Source organism: Streptomyces coelicoflavus, from assembly GCF_045041415.1.
Classification (GTDB): Bacteria; Actinomycetota; Actinomycetes; order Streptomycetales; family Streptomycetaceae; genus Streptomyces; species Streptomyces coelicoflavus.
Map to the genome: position 1 here is coordinate 7,339,399 of NZ_CP108218.1, position 14,861 is coordinate 7,354,259.

A 14,861-nucleotide genomic window follows, 5' to 3' on the forward strand; every position below is an offset into this window, starting at 1 on the left:
ATTCTCGTATCGGCCGGCCGTCGTGCCGCACGGCGCCCGGCGGGGCAGTGCCAAGACACGCATGCCCCGCCCCGGGCCGGCCGATACCTGTCAGCCTCCGCTCACCACTTCGTCGGGGACCCTGCTGTCCTGGGGATGGACGCAGTGCCACCGATGTCCCCCGGGCCCCTCCGTCGCCGCCGGGAAGGCGGTGGCACAGGCGTCGTCCGCCTTCCAGCAGCGGGTGCGGAACGGGCAGCCGGTGGGCGGGTTGGTGGCCGACGGCACCGGGCCGTGCAGCACGATCCGGTCGGGGCGCTCCAGCAGGCTCGGCGTCGCGGAGAGCAGCGCCTCGGTGTACGGGTGCCGGGAGGCGCCGGAGACCTCGGCGGCCCCGCCCTCCTCGACCACGCGGCCCAGGTACAGCACCGCGATGCGGTCCGCGAGGTACCGGACCGTCTGGACGTCGTGCGAGATGAACACCATGCCGAGGCCGAGCCGGGCCCGCAGGTCCACCAGCAGGTTGAGGATCTGGGCGCGCACCGACACGTCCAGGGCGCTGGTGGGCTCGTCGGCGACGATCAGCTCCGGCTCCAGGGCCAGCGCACGGGCGATGGCCACGCGCTGGCGCTGACCGCCGGACAGCTGGCCCGGCAGCGCGTCCAGGGTGTGGCCGGGCAGCCCGACCAGGTCGAGGAGCTCCTCCACCCGGGCCTCGCGCTCGGGCCGCGTACCGCGTTGGTGCACGTCCAGCGGGTCGCGCAGGATCCGGCGCACGGGCAGCCTCGGGTTCAGCGCGGTGGAGGCGTCCTGGAAGACCACGCCGACCGAGGCCCCGAATCCGGTACGCCGCTCGGCGGCGCCCATGGTCCACAGGTCCCGGCCCCGGAAGTGGACGTGTCCCTCGGTGGGGCGCTGCAATCCCGTGACCACGCGGGCCAGCGTGGACTTGCCGCAGCCCGACTCGCCGACGAGTCCCAGGATCTCGCCGCGCCTGACCTCCAGGGAGGCGTCGGTGAGGGCGTGCACGGCGTCCCGGCGCAGGATGCCGCCGCTGCGGGCCTTGTGCCGTACGTGGATGCGGTCGAGCCGGACGAGTGGGTCCATGGTGCTGTCCTCGGTGGCGGTCATCGGGCACTCTCCAGCGACTTCGCCGGCCCGGTCCCGGAGGCCGGCCCGTTCCCGGAGGGCGTCCGGTGCGCGGCCGCCGGGTGGTGGCAGGCGAAGAGGTGGTCGAGACCGGCGTCGCGGTCGGTGGCGGGCGGCGGGGTGGTGGCGCACAGGTCGGTGGCGGCGGCACAGCGGGACGCGAACCGGCAGCCGGCGCCGAACGCCTTCGGGGCCGGTACGACACCGCGGATCTGGTGCAGCCGCTCGGCACCCGACTCCAGCGACACGACCGAACCGAGCAGCCCCCTGCTGTAGTGGTGCGCCGGGTCGGTGAGCAGCGCGCGGGTGTCGCCCGCCTCGGCGACCTGGCCGGCGTACATGACCGCGACCCGGTGGGCGAGGTCGCCGACCAGGGCCAGGTCGTGGGAGACGAGGACCATCGCGAAGCCGAGTTCGTCGCGGAGCCGGACCAGCAGCTCGACGACCTGGGCCTGCACGGTGACGTCGAGGGCGGTGGTCGGCTCGTCGGCGATGAGCAGGCGCGGGCTGCGGGACAGGGCCATCGCGATCAGGACCCGCTGGCGCTGCCCGCCGGACAGCTCGTGCGGATAGCTGCGCAGGGTGCGCTCGGGGGAGAGGCCGACCAGTTCGAGCAGTTCGGCGGGGGTGCGGGTGCCGCCCCGGGAGGTGAGCCACTTGAGCTGGGTGCCGATCAGCACGGACGGGTTCAGGGACGACATGGCGTCCTGGTAGACCATGGCGATCTCCGGGCCCATCAGCGCCCGGCGCTCCTTCGGCGCCAGCTTCAGCAGGTCGCGGCCCCGGTAGCGGATCTCGCCCTCGGCCTCGGCGTTGCGGGCCAGCAGGCCCATGATCGCGAGGCTGGTGATGGACTTGCCGCAGCCCGACTCGCCGACCAGACCGAGGGTCTCGCCCTCCCGGACGGTGAAGGAGATGCCGTCGACGACGCGGGTGTCGCCGTACCGGTCCGGGAAGCGGATGGACAGGTCCCGTACGACGAGCAGGTCGGCCGCGTCCTCGGCGAGCGGTGGCACGGCGGGCTCCATGGCCTCGAGCCGGGTCGCCAGTTCGGCGAGCGCGGCGTTCACCTCGGTCTCGTCGACCGCCGGCGCGAGTTCGGCCGCGTTGTCGTCGGTGTCGGTGCCGCCGGTGCGGGACGTGTCCGGCGAGGCGGCGGCGTCGGTCATGCCCTCGGAGAGCACGTTCAGCGCGAGCACCGTGACCAGTACGCACAGACCGGGGAAGAGGGTCGCCCACCAGCCGCCCGACAGCAGGATCTGCCGGCCGTAGGCCAGCACGCTGCCCCAGCTCGGGTCCGGGTCCTGCACACCGGCGCCGATGAAGGACAGGCTCGCCTCGAAGATGATGGAGTCGGCCACCATGACCGTCGCGAACACCAGGATCGGCGCCGCGCAGTTGACGGCGACGTGCCGGGCCACGATGTAGCCGCGGCGCGCCCCGATGACCCGCTCGGCGGCGACGTAGTCCTCGCCGTACTGCTCCAGCACGTTGGCCCGCACCACGCGGGCGAGTGAGGGCGAGTAGACGAACGCGATGGTGAAGATGATGACCGGCACGCTGGGCCCGAAGACCGCGACGAGCACGGCGGCCAGCGCGATCGGCGGGAAGGACATGACGACGTCGAGCGTGCGCATCACCGACTCGTCGGCGAGCTTGCGCGAGGTGGCCGCCAGCGCGCCCAGGGCGGAGCCGAGGACCAGGGCGAGCAGGGTCGCGCCGAGGCCGATGACCAGGGAGTAGCGCGCACCGTGCACGACCCGCGCGAACACGTCGCGGCCGGCCCGGTCGGTGCCGAACCAGTGGTCGGCGCCCGGCGCCCGGGCGGGGATGCCGGTGGCGAGCGGGTCCTGGGTGAGCAGCGGCGCGAAGACCGCGCCCAGCACCACCACGAGGAGGATTCCGAAGGCGATCCGGGAGGGCAGGGGCAGCCGGCGCAGGCGGGTGCCGGGCCGGGCGAGGCGCCCGGCGAGGGAGCGTGGAGCGAACATCACACCGTCCTGATGCGCGGGTTGACGAGCAGGTAGAGCAGGTCGACGACGACGTTGACCACGAGGAAGGCGATCGCGATGGTGAGCACGGTGCCCTGGACAAGGCCGACGTCGCCTCCGTTGACGCCCTCGAGGATCAGCTTGCCCATGCCGGGCAGGTCGAAGATCGCCTCGATGACGACGGCGCCGCTGAGCATGTAGCCGACCTTGACGCCGAGCACGGTCAGCGGGGTGACCAGGGCGTTGCGCAGCACCGACCGGATGATCAGGAACGGCGGCAGGCCGCTGCCCCTGGCGGTGCGCACGTAGTCGCGGTCGAGTTCGGTGACCATCGAGGTGCGGATGAGGCGGGCCAGCGACGAGGCGACCGGCAGGGCGAGGGAGAGCGCGGGCAGCGTCATGCTCTCGATCCAGCCGGAGAAGGAGTCGGCCGGGTTGACGTAGCCGCCGGTCGGGAAGAGCGGCATGTTCAGCGAGAACTGCTGGATGAGCAGCACACCGATCCAGAACGAGGGCAGCGCGATGCCGGCCATCGACAGCACCCGGAAGACCTGGTCCGGCCAGCGGTCGCGGTAGACGGCGCTGAGGACACCGAAGAGCAGCGCCAGCACGACGGCCAGCGCCAGGCCGAGCAGGGTCAGTTGCAGGGTGAGCGGGAACGCGGTGGCGATCCGGTCGGTGACGGGCTGACTGGGCGACATCGTGACGCCGAGGTCCCCCCGCAGCAGATCGCCCAGGAAGGCGAAGTAGCGCACGGGCAGGGGGTCGTCGAGTCCGTTGGCCTCGGCGAACGCCGCTCGTGCCTCCGGGCTCGCCGACTCGCCCAGCGCGTTGTACGCGGGATCGGTGGGCGAGAACTGGAGGACCACGAAGACCAGCAGCGCGATGCCGAGGACCATCACCGGCATCATCGCGACGCGGCGCAGCGCGAGCCGGAGAAATGCAACCATCGTGAGGTTCCTAGCGATTGGGGCGGGGGCCGCCGCCCGCGGTGGCGCGGCGGCGGCCCGGCGGGCCGGGCGTGCGGAGTCAGCCCCGGCCGACGTCGATGAAGGACAGCCCGGTGGTGGGCAGCGGCTTGAACCCGGTCAGCGCCCCCTCCCGCCAGGCGGTGGGCAGCTTGCGGTGCAGGATCGGGTACAGGGCGGCCTCGTCGGCGACCAGGTCGGTCACCTGTCCCCACAGCTCCATGCGCTTGGCCTCGTCGGCCTCCGCGGCGGCCTTGTCGAGCAGCGACCTGGTCCGCCTGTAGGCGTCGCTGCCCTTCCAGCCGTAACGGTTCTCCGGCCAGAAGCCGTAGTAGAACCAGCGCAGCAGCAGGTCGGCGTCGTTGCCGAAGACGGACGGGTCGCCCGGCGCGGCCAGTGCGTCGAAGTCGCCCTGGTCGATCTTGGCGTACTGGGCGGCGGACTGCTGGATGTCGAGCTGGGCGTCGACACCGACCGCGGCCCAGCTCTCCTTGATCAGCGGCGCGACGTCCTTGACCCAGCCGGTGTCGGTGAGCATCAGCGTGAAGGAGAGCTTGCCCACGCCCGCCTCGGCGAGCAGCTTCTTCGCCCTGGCGACGTCGTGGGTGTAGACGGTGGCCGCCTTGCGGTAGTCCGGGTGCGTGGCCTGGACGTAACCGGTGGCGGCCTCGGCGTTGCCGAGCAGCGCCGTGGAGATGATCTTCTCGGTGTCCAGCGCGTAGTGCAGGGCCTGCCGCACCCGCTTGTCCTTGAACCGCTCGTCGGCGCAGTTGAACATCAGGAAGAGCAGTCCGAAGGACTGGACCGACTCCACCTTGTCCTTGCCGGTGAAGCCCTTGACGTCGATGTAGGGCACGTCCTCGATGGCCTGCACACGGCCGGACTTGAGCGCGCTGACCCGGGCGGACGGGTCGGACATCAGCCGCCAGATCATCTTCTTGGCCTTGGCCGGGTGCGGGCCGTTGTACTTGTCGTACGCCTCCATGACGATCTTGTCCTCGCGGACCGCCGACACGAATTTGTACGGGCCCGAGCCCACGGGCCGGGCGTCGAACGACTTGGCGTCGGCGCCCGCGATCTTCTTCGGCACGATCCGCACCACGGATATGCGCGAGGGGAAGAGCGCGAAGGCGTACTTCAGCTTGAACTCCACCGTCGACCTGTCGACGGCCGTGACCCGGTCGATGAACGGGACGAACTGCGCCATCAGCGAGGCGTTCGCCTCGTCCAGGACCCGCTCGAAGCTGAACACCACGTCGTCCGCGGTGACCGGCGAGCCGTCGTGGAAGGTCGCGCCCTCGCGCAGGGTGGCGCGGTAGGTCGTCGCGTTGATCTTCTGGGGCATCCCGGTCGCCAGCGCCGGCCGCGCCACGAGCGTGGCGGGGTCGAGGTCGACCAGCCCCTCGAAGATGTGCATGTTGGCCGCGTACGGGGTCGCGCCCGAGGTGATCATCGGGTCGAAGCCGGTGGACAGCGCGTAGGAGAGGCCGGCCTCGATCGTGCCGCCGTCGCCGCCCGAGTCACCGGTACCGTCTCCACTGGAGGCCGGCCCTCCACAGGCCGTCAGGCCGGTGGTGACGGCGGTCGCCACACCGATGGCGCTGGTGTATCTCATGAACGTGCGGCGATCGACGCCGGCTGCACTGCGCGCGGACAAGGAGTCCTCCAGGCGGGAGATGAGAGTCGAGCAAGGTGGAGGAGGCGAGTGTGGTCGGCGCCTCACCGACGGTGCATCAGACGTCTGATGTCTGATGCTTGATAACGTGGGAACGTAGCCGGGCAAGTGAGAGGGGTCAAGAGGTGGCGGTGGGGCAAAGGGCGATTCGGCACAGAGAGCCGGAGCCCAAGACGGCACGACAACCGTTGCGGCAGGAGGTCGTCGACGGAATCAAGGCCTACATCCTGCGCAACGACCTGCGCCCGGGAGATCCCTTGCCGACGGAGCCCGCCCTGTGCGAGGCGCTCGGCGCGAGCCGGTCCAGCGTGCGCGAGGCGATCAGGATCCTCACCGCGCTCGACATCGTCGAGGTGCGGCACGGACACGGCACCTACGTCGGCAGGCTGAGCCTGTCCGCCCTGGTGGAGAGCCTCACCTTCCGCGGTCTGCTCAGCCCCGACGACGACTTCCAGGTGATGAGCGACCTGATCGAGGTGCGCGAGCTGTTCGAGCGGGGCATGGCCGAACGGCTCGTCTCCTCCCTGGACGAGGAGCAGATCGCCCGCCTCGACGCCCACGTCGAGGAGATGCGCAGGGCCGGCGCGGGAGAGGGGCACGGCTTCGTCGAGGCGGACCGCGCCTTCCACACCCTCCTCCTGGCCCCGCTCGGCAACGACCTCATCGGTCAGCTGTCCGCGGCGTTCTGGGACGTCTACGTCATCGTCGCGCCGCACCTCGACGTGTTCACGCGCGAGCACGAGGCGGCCACCATCGCCAATCACCAGCGCATCGTGGACGCCGTGCGCGACCGGGACCCGGTCGAGTTCGCGGCGGCCCTCGCCGAGCACTACGCGCCGGTGCGGCTGCGGATCGCGGAGGCCCGCGCCCGGCGCTGACCCGGCAGCGGACCGGTGAAGGAGGCGTCCCCGCCGGGGGCGCCTCTTTTGTGCGCTCCGACGGCCCGTTCCCCTGTCGGGTGCCGGGCCCGGGCACTTGACGGTCGCCGCCCCGATCTCTAATGTCCTCGATCAGCAGACATCAGACGTCTGCTCTTGACGAGGGCAACCGCCCTCCCCGTCGGGTCCGGTCCGGCCGGTCCCGTCCGTTCCTCCGCGCTGCGCCGCGCGCACGCCTCACCCACCGGGGCCCCTCCATGCCACTGACGGACCTCACCCTCGCCCAGTGCCTGGCACTGCGGCCCGACCTCGACGAGCCCGCCGACCTCGACGCCTTCTGGGAGCAGACCCTCCACGGGGCCCGGGACGCCGGCGGCGCACCCGGCTTCACGCCGGTGGACACCGGACTGACCGAGGTGACCACCTACGACGTCACGGTGCCCGGCTTCGCCGGCGAGCCCGTCCGGGGCTGGCTGCACCTGCCCGCCCGGGCGAGCGGGCCGCTCGGCTGCGTGGTGGAGTTCCTGGGCTACGGACGGGGCCGCGGTCTGCCGCACGAGCAGGTCCTCTGGGCCAACGCCGGCTACGCGCACTTCGTCATGGACACCCGCGGCCAGGGCTGGTCCACCGCCGGCGGCGACACCCCCGACACCGCCGCCCTGAACGGCACCGTCCCCGGCTTCCTGACCCGCGGCGTCGAAAGCCCCCACGACCACTACTACCGGCGGGTGTTCACCGACGCCGTGTGCTTCGTGGAGGCCGCCCGCGCGCATCCGGCCGTCGACCCGGGCAAGGTCGTCGTCACCGGAATCAGCCAGGGCGGCGGCATCGCCCTCGCGGTGGCCGGGCTCGTGCCGGGCCTGGCCGGGGTGATGCCCGACGTCCCCTTCCTCTGCGACATCCGGCGCGGCGCCACGATCGCGGCCCGGCCGCCCTACACCGAGATCGCCGAGTACCTGCGCCTGCACCGGGACCGCACCGAGACCGTCTTCGCCACCCTGTCCTACGTCGACGCCGCCCTGCTGGCCGCCCGCGCCACGGCCCCGTCGCTCTTCTCCATCGCGATGATGGACGACATCTGCCCGCCCTCGACGAGCTTCGCGGCCTATCACCGCTACGGCGGTCCGAAAGACCTGCGCGTCTACGAGTTCAACGGCCACGAGGGCGGCGGCGGCCACCACCGCCGCGAACAACTCGCCTGGGTGCGCGAGCTGCTCACCGCACCCCGCCCCGAGGCCCCCACCGTCCCGACCGCACTGCACGACCCCCAACTCGCCTGACCCCTCACCCGAGAAGAGGCCTGTTCATGCAGCGAAGAGTCACCATGGCCGTCGGCACCGCCGCCCTGGTCGTCCTGGGCACCACCGTCCCCGCCGCCCACGCGGCCGACTCCCCCCGCAAGGCCGCCGCGGCCGCCGGCGCCCTCGCCTCGCAGGACCTCGCCACCGCCGGCACCGGCTCCCCCTACTACCGCATCCCCGCCCTGACCCGGACCACCAAGGGCACCCTGCTCGCCGCCTACGACGCCCGGCCCACCCTCGGCGACCTGCCGGGCAACATCGGTGTCGTCCTCAGGCGCAGCACCGACGGCGGCACCACCTGGCAGCCCCAGCAGGTCGTGCGCAAGGACGCCGCCCCCAAGGGCTACGGCGACCCCAGCCTCCTCGTCGACCGCGAGACCGGCCGCGTCTTCCTCTTCTACGCGGCCTCCGTGAACCAGGGCTTCTTCGGCTCGGCCACCGGCAACGACGAGAGCGACCCCGACGTCCTCCAGGCCGACTACAGCTACTCCGACGACGACGGCCTCACCTGGAAGCACGAGCGGATCACCGCCGACATCAAGGACCCCTCCTGGGCCGGCATGTTCGCCGCCTCCGGCGAGGGCATCCAGCTGCGCCACGGCGCCCACAAGGGCCGCCTGATCCAGCAGTACGCCATCCGCAAGGACGGCGCCAACTACGCGGTGAGCGCCTACAGCGACGACCACGGCGCCACCTGGAGGATGGGCACCCCCGTCGGTCCCGGCGGCGACGAGAACAAGACCGTGGAGCTGTCCGACGGCCGCGTCATGCTCAACAACCGCTCCAGGCCCTACCGGACGGTCGCCTACTCCACCGACGGCGGCGTCACCTACACCCCCTTCCAGCAGGACACCGAGCTGCCGGACCCGGCCAACAACGGCTCCGTCACGCGGTTCGCGCCGAACGTGGACGCCTCGCACCCGCGCGCCTCGTGGCTGATGTTCAGCAACACCGCTACGACCAACAGCCGCAGCAACCTCACCGTCCGCCTCTCCTGCGACAACGGGCAGACCTGGCCGGTGCGCAGGACCGTCGAGTCCGGCGCCGCCGCCTACTCGACGCTCACCCCGCTCAGCGACGGCACGGGCCCCAACCCGGGCATGGGCCTGCTGTGGGAGCGGGGCAACGTCGACCACATCACCTACTCCTCCTTCGACCTCCAGTGGCTCGGCGGAGTCTGCGCGCCGGTCACCGTCACCTCGCCCGCCTCCCTGCCCGCCGGGCGGACCACCACCGTCACCGTCCGCGTCGTCAGCCAGAACGACGTGCGGCTCCCGGCGGGCACGGTCTCGCTCGACCTGCCGGACGGCTGGAGCGCACCGGAGGCCGACGTGCCCGCGCTCGACCCCGGTCAGGGCGCGAACATGAAGATCCCCGTCACGGTCCCCGCGAACGCCACCGCGGGCGACGTGCGGTCCACCGCGACCTACGAGGTCCGCGGTCGCCAGCACTCCTACGGCGACAAGACGTTCACCGTCACCCAGCCGTAGCCGGCCACGGGCCGCCCGGCGCCGGCACCCCGGCGCCCGGCGGCCCGTTCCACCCGTACCACCACCCGCACAGCCCAGGAGAAACACCATGTCCTCGTCCCAGCCCCTGAGCGGCGTCGTGCCGCCCGTCTGCACTCCTCTGGACGCGTCGGGCGAAGTCGACACCGCCTCGCTCACCCGGCTCGTCGAGCACCTCGTCGGCGGGGGAGTGCACGGGCTGTTCGCCCTGGGCTCCAGCAGCGAGGTCGCCTTCCTCACCGACCGGCAGCGCGCCGTCGCCCTCGACACGGTCGTCGAGGCCGTCGCGGGCCGTGTCCCCGTCCTGGCCGGGGTCATCGACATGACCACCCCCCGGGTACTCGTCCACGCCGAGGCCGCCCGCAAGGCCGGCGCCGACGCCCTGGTGGCCACCGCCCCCTTCTACGCCCGCACCCACCCCCGCGAGATCGCCGCCCACTTCCGCGCGATCCGCTCCGCCGTCGACCTGCCCCTGTACGCCTACGACCTCCCCGTCTCCGTGCACAGCAAGCTCTCCGCCCCCCTGGTGCGCGAACTCGCCGAGGACGGCACGCTGGCCGGGCTCAAGGACAGCAGCGGCGACGAGGGCGGCCTGCGCCGCCTCATGGTCGAACTCGGCGGACGCCACGGCCGCGCCGACGGCCCCGCCCCCTCCTTCAGCATCCTCACCGGCTCCGAACTGACCGTGGACGCCGCCCTGCTGGCCGGCGCCGACGGCGTCGTCCCGGGCCTCGGCAACGTCGACCCGGCCGGCTACGTCCGCCTGTACGACGCCGTGCGCGGCGGCGACCTGGACCGCGCCGTCAAGGAACAGGAGCGGCTCGTCGAGCTGTTCGGCCTGGTCGACGCGGGCCCGGAGGACGAGATGGGCCGCAACTCCTCGGCCATCGGCGCCTTCAAGCACGCCCTGCGGCTGCTCGGCGTGTTCGGCCACGGCACCACCGCCGCCCCGCAGATCCAGCTCGGCGAGGACGCCGTCGCCCACGTCGAGCGGCACCTGCGCGGCGCCGGGCTGCTGCCGGTCCGATGACGGCACCGCACCCGGACGCACCGGTCATCGGCCTCGACCTGGGCGGCACGAAGATCGCCGCCGCCCTGGTCGGGACCGACGGCACGGTGCTCGCCCGGCACACCCGGCCCACCCCGGCGACACGGGGCGCCGGGGTGGTCCTGGACGCGCTGGCCGAGGCGGCCCGCGAGGTGTGGGCGCCCGGCACCACCGCGATCGGCGTCGCCGCGGCCGGCGTGATCGACCCCGCCACCGGGACCGTCACCAGCGCCACCGACACCATCCGCGGCTGGGCCGGCACCGCCCTCGCGGCGGGCCTCGCCACCCGCACGGGCCTCCCCGTCGCCTGCGACAACGACGTACGCGCCGCCGCCGCGACGGAACTGGACGGCCCGGACGACGACAGCACCCTCCTCTACGCCGCCGTCGGCACCGGTGTCGGCGGCGCCGTCGCCGCGGCGGGCCGCATGCTGCACGGCGCCGCCGGAATCGCCGGACACCTCGGGCACCTGCCCAGCCCGGAGGCCGACGGGCTGCCCTGCACCTGCGGAGCCACCGGCCACCTGGAGGCCGTCGCGGCGGGCCCCGCCATCACCGCCCACTGCGCCCGGCTCGGCGGAGAGCCGGCCGACCGGCTCCAGACCGTCGCCGAACGCGCGGCCCGGGGCGACCCGCACGCCACCACGGCCATCACCCTCGGCGCCCGCGCGACGGGCCGGGCCCTGGGCGGCCTCGCCAACGCGCTCGGACCGCACCGCGTCGTCGTCGCCGGCGGCGTGCCCCGCATCGGCGCCCTGTACTGGGACGCCCTGTGCGCGGCCTTCACCGCCGAACTCATGCCCCCGCTGCGCGACCTGCGCCCGCGCCCGCCGAGGGGCGGCGCCGACGCGGCGGTCCTCGGGGCGGCCGTGCTGCCCCGCACCCTGCCCCTGCACCAGCCCCCCACCACCGGAGCACCGTCATGACCCCGCCCCCGACCCCGACCCCGTCCTCGCCCCCGTCCCTGGCCGAGCAGCTCGAGGGCCGCCTGATCGTGTCCTGCCAGGCGCCTCCCGGCGACCCGATGCGCCACACCGACACCCTGGTCCGCATGGCCCTGGCGGCGCGCTCCGGCGGCGCGGCGGCCGTGCGCGTCAACGACCCGGAGGTCGTCGCGGCCACCGTCGCGGCCGTCGACCTGCCGGTGATCGGCCTGTGGAAGGACGGCGACAGCGGCGTCTTCATCACCCCGACCGTGCGCCACGCCCTGGCCCTGGTGGAGGCCGGCGCCGCGGTCGTCGCCGCCGACGCCACGGCCCGGCCGCGCCCCGACGGCAGCACCTTCGCCGAACTGGTCGAGGCCGTCCACGCGGCGGGCGCCCTGGTCATGGCCGACGTGTCCACGCTCGGCGAGGGCCGCGCGGCCGCCGACCAGGGGGCGGACTTCATCGGCACCACCCTGTCCGGCTACGTGCCGGGCTCCCCGGTGCAGGACGCCCCCGACCTGGCACTCGTGACCGACCTCGCCGGCGCGCTGGACACCCCGGTGATCGCCGAAGGCCGCGTCGCCACGCCCGAGCAGGCCGCCCGGGCCCTGGCCGCGGGTGCGCACGGCGTCGTCGTGGGCACCGCCATCACGGCACCGACCGCGCTGACCCGGCTCTTCGTGGACGCCCTGGCGCACTGACCCGGCACGCGCGAGGGGCGGTGGGGGAACCTGTTCCCCCACCGCCCCTCGCGCACGTTCGCGCGGTCCGTCCACCGGGACGGAACCGGATCAGACCGCCGGAGCCGGGTACGTCGGGTACTCCACCCCGGAGACGTGCTGGACGACGCGGACGACCTGGCAGGAGTAGCCGAACTCGTTGTCGTACCAGAGGTAGAGGATCGCGTTGTCGCCCTCGACCTTCAGCGCGCCGGCGTCCACGATCGAGGCGTGGCGCGAGCCGATGAAGTCGCTGGAGACCGCGTCGGGGGCGCTGATGAAGTCGATCTGCCGCTTGAGCGGCGAGGTCAGCGACACCTCGCGCAGGTGGTCCACGACCTCCTCGCGGCTCGCCTCCCGGGCCAGCTGGAGGTTGAGGATCGCGATCGACACGTCCGGCACCGGCACCCGGATCGAGCTGCCGGTGATCCGCGCCTTGAGCTCGGGCAGCGCCTTGGCGACGGCGGAGGCGGCACCGGTCTCCGTGATGACCATGTTCAGCGGCGCGCTGCGGCCACGACGGTCCGACTTGTGGTAATTGTCCAGCAGGTTCTGGTCGTTGGTGAAGGAGTGCACCGTCTCCACGTGACCGCGCAGCACGCCGTACTCGTCCTCCATCGCCTTCAGCGGCGGGACGATCGCGTTGGTGGTGCAGGACGCGCAGGACAGGATCCGCTCGTCCGGCTTGACGGTGTCGTGGTTGACGCCGTGGACGATGTTCGGGACGTCGCCCTTGCCCGGCGCGGTCAGCACGACCTTGTCGATGCCCGGACGCAGGTGCTTGGACAGGCCCTCGCGGTCGCGCCACTTGCCCGTGTTGTCGATGAGGATGGCGTCCTTGATGCCGTACGCCGTGTAGTCGACCTGCGCCGGGTCGTCCGCGTAGATCACCTTGATGGCGTTGCCGTTGGCGAGGATGGTGCTGTTGTCCTCGTCGACGGTGATCGTGCCCTGGAACTGGCCGTGCACCGAGTCGCGGCGCAGCAGCGAGGCGCGCTTGACGATGTCTTCGGCGGCCCGCTCCCCACCGCCCCGGACCACGATCGCGCGCAGCCGGAGCCCGTTGCCCGACCCGGCCTTCTCGATGAGCAGCCGGGCCACGAGCCGGCCAATGCGGCCGAAGCCGTACAGGACGACGTCGCGGCCGTCCCGCCGGTCGATCTTGTTGGCGCCGGTGGCACCGGCGACGGCCTCGGCGGTGAACTCCTCGACCGACAGACCCCGGCCGTCGCTCTTCCAGGTCGCGGCGAGCATGCCGATGTCGATCTGCGAGGGCCCGAGGTCGAGCGTGGTGAGCGCCCGCAGGAAGGGCATCGTCTCGGTGACCGACAGCTCCGCGCCGGCGATCTGGCGGGCGAAGCGGTGGGTCTTGAGGATGCTGACCACCGACTTGTTCACCAGGGAACGGCTGTGCAGCAGGATCGTGACGTCCTGCTCCCGGTGCAGCTTCCCGATCATCGGGATCATCGATTCCGCGGTCTCTTCGCGGTGTTTCCAGTTGGTGAACGAGTCGTCGTTGGCAGTCACGTCTCTATCTTTCGAGCTAGGCGGCGCTCATATGCTAACCCGACCGTGTTTCTGATCGATCAAGTGGGCCCCTCGCCGATCAGATGAGTGCCGGACCGGGCGGGGGCCTCGAACAGGATTGCGCCACGGAGGCCCTGGGTACGCGAGGCTGGACCGCGTCGGCGCCGATCGTCCGCGCGGGCCGTATCACCGCCGCTACCAGGGAATCTGCCATGGAGACACCCGCGAACGACCACCCCGTCACGCCCGCCCAGCGGGCGCTGGACACGCTCGCCGAGACCACCGAGACCGCCGACAACACGGCGGCGCTCGACACGCTCGCGAGCAGCGACGTCCTCGTGCCGGTGCCCGACGACGCGAACGACCAGGACGCCGCCGACCCCGGGATGCTGGCGCTGCCGGTGCTGGAACAGCAGGGCGGCGGCCAGGTGGTGCCCGTGTTCACCTCGGAACTGGAGATGGCCGACCTGCTGCCGTACGTCTCCCGCTACCGCATGGTGCCGCTCGGCGCACTCGCCGCGCAGTGGCCGGCCGACGACCTGTCGCTGTCCATCGACGCCGGCTCGGAGCACCGCCTCACCCTCACCTCGGACGGCGTGCGCACCCTGCTGGCCCGCCCCTGAGGGCAGGCGCCTCACCCGCCGAGGCCTCCGTCCCCCTCAGGAGGGGCGGGGGTCCTCGGCCTCGCCGAGCGTGCGGGCCAGCGCGGCCCGCTGAAGCGGCAGTATCTCGGCGTGCAGCCGGCGGCCCTCGGACGTCAGCGCGACGTACACACCGCGCCGGTCCTCCGCACACATCGAGCGATGCACCAGTCCGTCCCGCTCCAGCCGGGCGATGAGCCGGGACAGTGCGCTCTGGCTCAGGTGGACCCGGCCCGCCAGGTTCTGCACCCGGCACCGGTCGCCGTCCTCGGGTGCCTCGGCCACGAGGAGGTCGAGCACCTCGAAGTCGCTCGCGCCCAGACCGTGCGGATGCAGCGCCCGGTCGATCTCGCACATCGTGCGCGCGTGCACCGCGAGGATGTCCCGCCACCGTTCCTCGAGCCGCGCACCGGCGGTCCTGGCTGCCATGACCGAACGTTAGCACCGCAACCGATATTGGTTGAATGCGCAAATGGCCCGGTTGCCGGACAATCGGCCCCCGGCTGCGGGAAAGTGGAGGGACACGGTACGGGCGGGCCCGCACGGAGGGA

13 protein-coding genes are annotated in these 14,861 nt (G+C 72.7%); 7 read left to right on the plus strand and 6 right to left on the minus strand.

The window, feature by feature from the left end:
• Window positions 1-90 precede the first annotated feature (90 nt).
• The 4 genes from OHA99_RS33030 to OHA99_RS33045 form a co-directional block, all read right to left on the minus strand.
• Window positions 91-1,110: an ABC transporter ATP-binding protein gene (locus tag OHA99_RS33030; RefSeq protein WP_153181103.1), complete on the minus strand. Its 1,020-nt coding sequence runs from the start codon at window positions 1,108-1,110 to the stop codon at window positions 91-93.
• Window positions 1,107-3,119, minus strand: a complete 2,013-nt coding sequence (locus OHA99_RS33035; RefSeq protein ID WP_405698533.1) for a dipeptide/oligopeptide/nickel ABC transporter permease/ATP-binding protein — start codon at window positions 3,117-3,119, stop codon at window positions 1,107-1,109. Before OHA99_RS33035 ends, OHA99_RS33030 begins: the two co-directional genes overlap by 4 nt.
• On the minus strand, window positions 3,119-4,069 hold the full coding sequence (locus OHA99_RS33040) for an ABC transporter permease (protein WP_153181105.1): 951 nt from the start codon (window positions 4,067-4,069) through the stop codon (window positions 3,119-3,121). Before OHA99_RS33040 ends, OHA99_RS33035 begins: the two co-directional genes overlap by 1 nt.
• 79 nt (window positions 4,070-4,148) lie before the next feature.
• A complete protein-coding gene (locus tag OHA99_RS33045) occupies window positions 4,149-5,702 on the minus strand; it encodes an ABC transporter substrate-binding protein (protein ID WP_366472854.1) in 1,554 nt (517 codons plus the stop codon).
• Window positions 5,703-5,887: 185 nt separating this feature from the next.
• Here OHA99_RS33045 and OHA99_RS33050 point away from each other — a divergent pair, with 185 nt between their 5' ends.
• The 6 genes from OHA99_RS33050 to OHA99_RS33075 all read left to right on the plus strand — a co-directional run bounded on the left by OHA99_RS33050 (window position 5,888) and on the right by OHA99_RS33075 (window position 12,124).
• A complete protein-coding gene (locus tag OHA99_RS33050; RefSeq protein ID WP_087792223.1) occupies window positions 5,888-6,640 on the plus strand; it encodes a FadR/GntR family transcriptional regulator in 753 nt (250 codons plus the stop codon).
• 257 nt (window positions 6,641-6,897) lie between these two features.
• Window positions 6,898-7,920 (plus strand): acetylxylan esterase, encoded by a 1,023-nt coding sequence (locus tag OHA99_RS33055; protein WP_153181107.1) that lies wholly within the window; start codon window positions 6,898-6,900, stop codon window positions 7,918-7,920.
• Between the two features lie 26 nt (window positions 7,921-7,946).
• Complete coding sequence (locus OHA99_RS33060) at window positions 7,947-9,431, plus strand: exo-alpha-sialidase (protein ID WP_405698534.1); 1,485 nt, start codon at window positions 7,947-7,949, stop codon at window positions 9,429-9,431.
• An 88-nt stretch (window positions 9,432-9,519) separates the two neighbouring features.
• Window positions 9,520-10,479 (plus strand): dihydrodipicolinate synthase family protein, encoded by a 960-nt coding sequence (locus OHA99_RS33065; RefSeq protein ID WP_381500170.1) that lies wholly within the window; start codon window positions 9,520-9,522, stop codon window positions 10,477-10,479.
• A complete protein-coding gene (locus tag OHA99_RS33070) occupies window positions 10,476-11,423 on the plus strand; it encodes an ROK family protein (protein ID WP_405698535.1) in 948 nt (315 codons plus the stop codon). The genes OHA99_RS33065 and OHA99_RS33070 overlap by 4 nt, the downstream gene beginning before the upstream one ends.
• The gene (locus tag OHA99_RS33075; RefSeq protein ID WP_164385748.1) at window positions 11,420-12,124 is read left to right on the plus strand and encodes an N-acetylmannosamine-6-phosphate 2-epimerase; all 705 of its coding nucleotides are present in this window, start codon (window positions 11,420-11,422) and stop codon (window positions 12,122-12,124) included. Before OHA99_RS33070 ends, OHA99_RS33075 begins: the two co-directional genes overlap by 4 nt.
• 90 nt (window positions 12,125-12,214) lie before the next feature.
• Here the strand turns inward: OHA99_RS33075 and OHA99_RS33080 are convergent, their stop codons facing one another.
• On the minus strand, window positions 12,215-13,669 hold the full coding sequence (locus tag OHA99_RS33080; protein WP_007446793.1) for a glyceraldehyde-3-phosphate dehydrogenase: 1,455 nt from the start codon (window positions 13,667-13,669) through the stop codon (window positions 12,215-12,217).
• Between the two features lie 212 nt (window positions 13,670-13,881).
• Between OHA99_RS33080 and OHA99_RS33085 the strand changes: the two genes are divergently transcribed.
• Window positions 13,882-14,292: an SseB family protein gene (locus OHA99_RS33085; protein ID WP_054101728.1), complete on the plus strand. Its 411-nt coding sequence runs from the start codon at window positions 13,882-13,884 to the stop codon at window positions 14,290-14,292.
• Window positions 14,293-14,328: 36 nt separating this feature from the next.
• On the opposite strand, the gene OHA99_RS33090 is transcribed toward OHA99_RS33085, so the two are convergent.
• A complete protein-coding gene (locus OHA99_RS33090; RefSeq protein WP_153181112.1) occupies window positions 14,329-14,739 on the minus strand; it encodes a MarR family winged helix-turn-helix transcriptional regulator in 411 nt (136 codons plus the stop codon).
• Window positions 14,740-14,861 lie beyond the last annotated feature (122 nt).

Excerpts from the sequence above, each read along its gene's own strand:
- OHA99_RS33030 (WP_153181103.1), bottom strand. The coding sequence starts at position 1,110 with ATGACCGCCACCGAGGACAGCACCATGGACCCACTCGTCCGGCTCGAC.
- OHA99_RS33035 (WP_405698533.1), bottom strand. The coding sequence starts at position 3,119 with ATGTTCGCTCCACGCTCCCTCGCCGGGCGCCTCGCCCGGCCCGGCACC.
- OHA99_RS33040 (WP_153181105.1), bottom strand. The coding sequence starts at position 4,069 with ATGGTTGCATTTCTCCGGCTCGCGCTGCGCCGCGTCGCGATGATGCCG.
- OHA99_RS33045 (WP_366472854.1), bottom strand. The coding sequence starts at position 5,702 with ATGAGATACACCAGCGCCATCGGTGTGGCGACCGCCGTCACCACCGGC.
- OHA99_RS33055 (WP_153181107.1), top strand. The coding sequence starts at position 6,898 with ATGCCACTGACGGACCTCACCCTCGCCCAGTGCCTGGCACTGCGGCCC.
- OHA99_RS33060 (WP_405698534.1), top strand. The coding sequence starts at position 7,947 with ATGCAGCGAAGAGTCACCATGGCCGTCGGCACCGCCGCCCTGGTCGTC.
- OHA99_RS33065 (WP_381500170.1), top strand. The coding sequence starts at position 9,520 with ATGTCCTCGTCCCAGCCCCTGAGCGGCGTCGTGCCGCCCGTCTGCACT.
- OHA99_RS33070 (WP_405698535.1), top strand. The coding sequence starts at position 10,476 with ATGACGGCACCGCACCCGGACGCACCGGTCATCGGCCTCGACCTGGGC.
- OHA99_RS33075 (WP_164385748.1), top strand. The coding sequence starts at position 11,420 with ATGACCCCGCCCCCGACCCCGACCCCGTCCTCGCCCCCGTCCCTGGCC.
- OHA99_RS33085 (WP_054101728.1), top strand. The coding sequence starts at position 13,882 with ATGGAGACACCCGCGAACGACCACCCCGTCACGCCCGCCCAGCGGGCG.
- OHA99_RS33090 (WP_153181112.1), bottom strand. The coding sequence starts at position 14,739 with ATGGCAGCCAGGACCGCCGGTGCGCGGCTCGAGGAACGGTGGCGGGAC.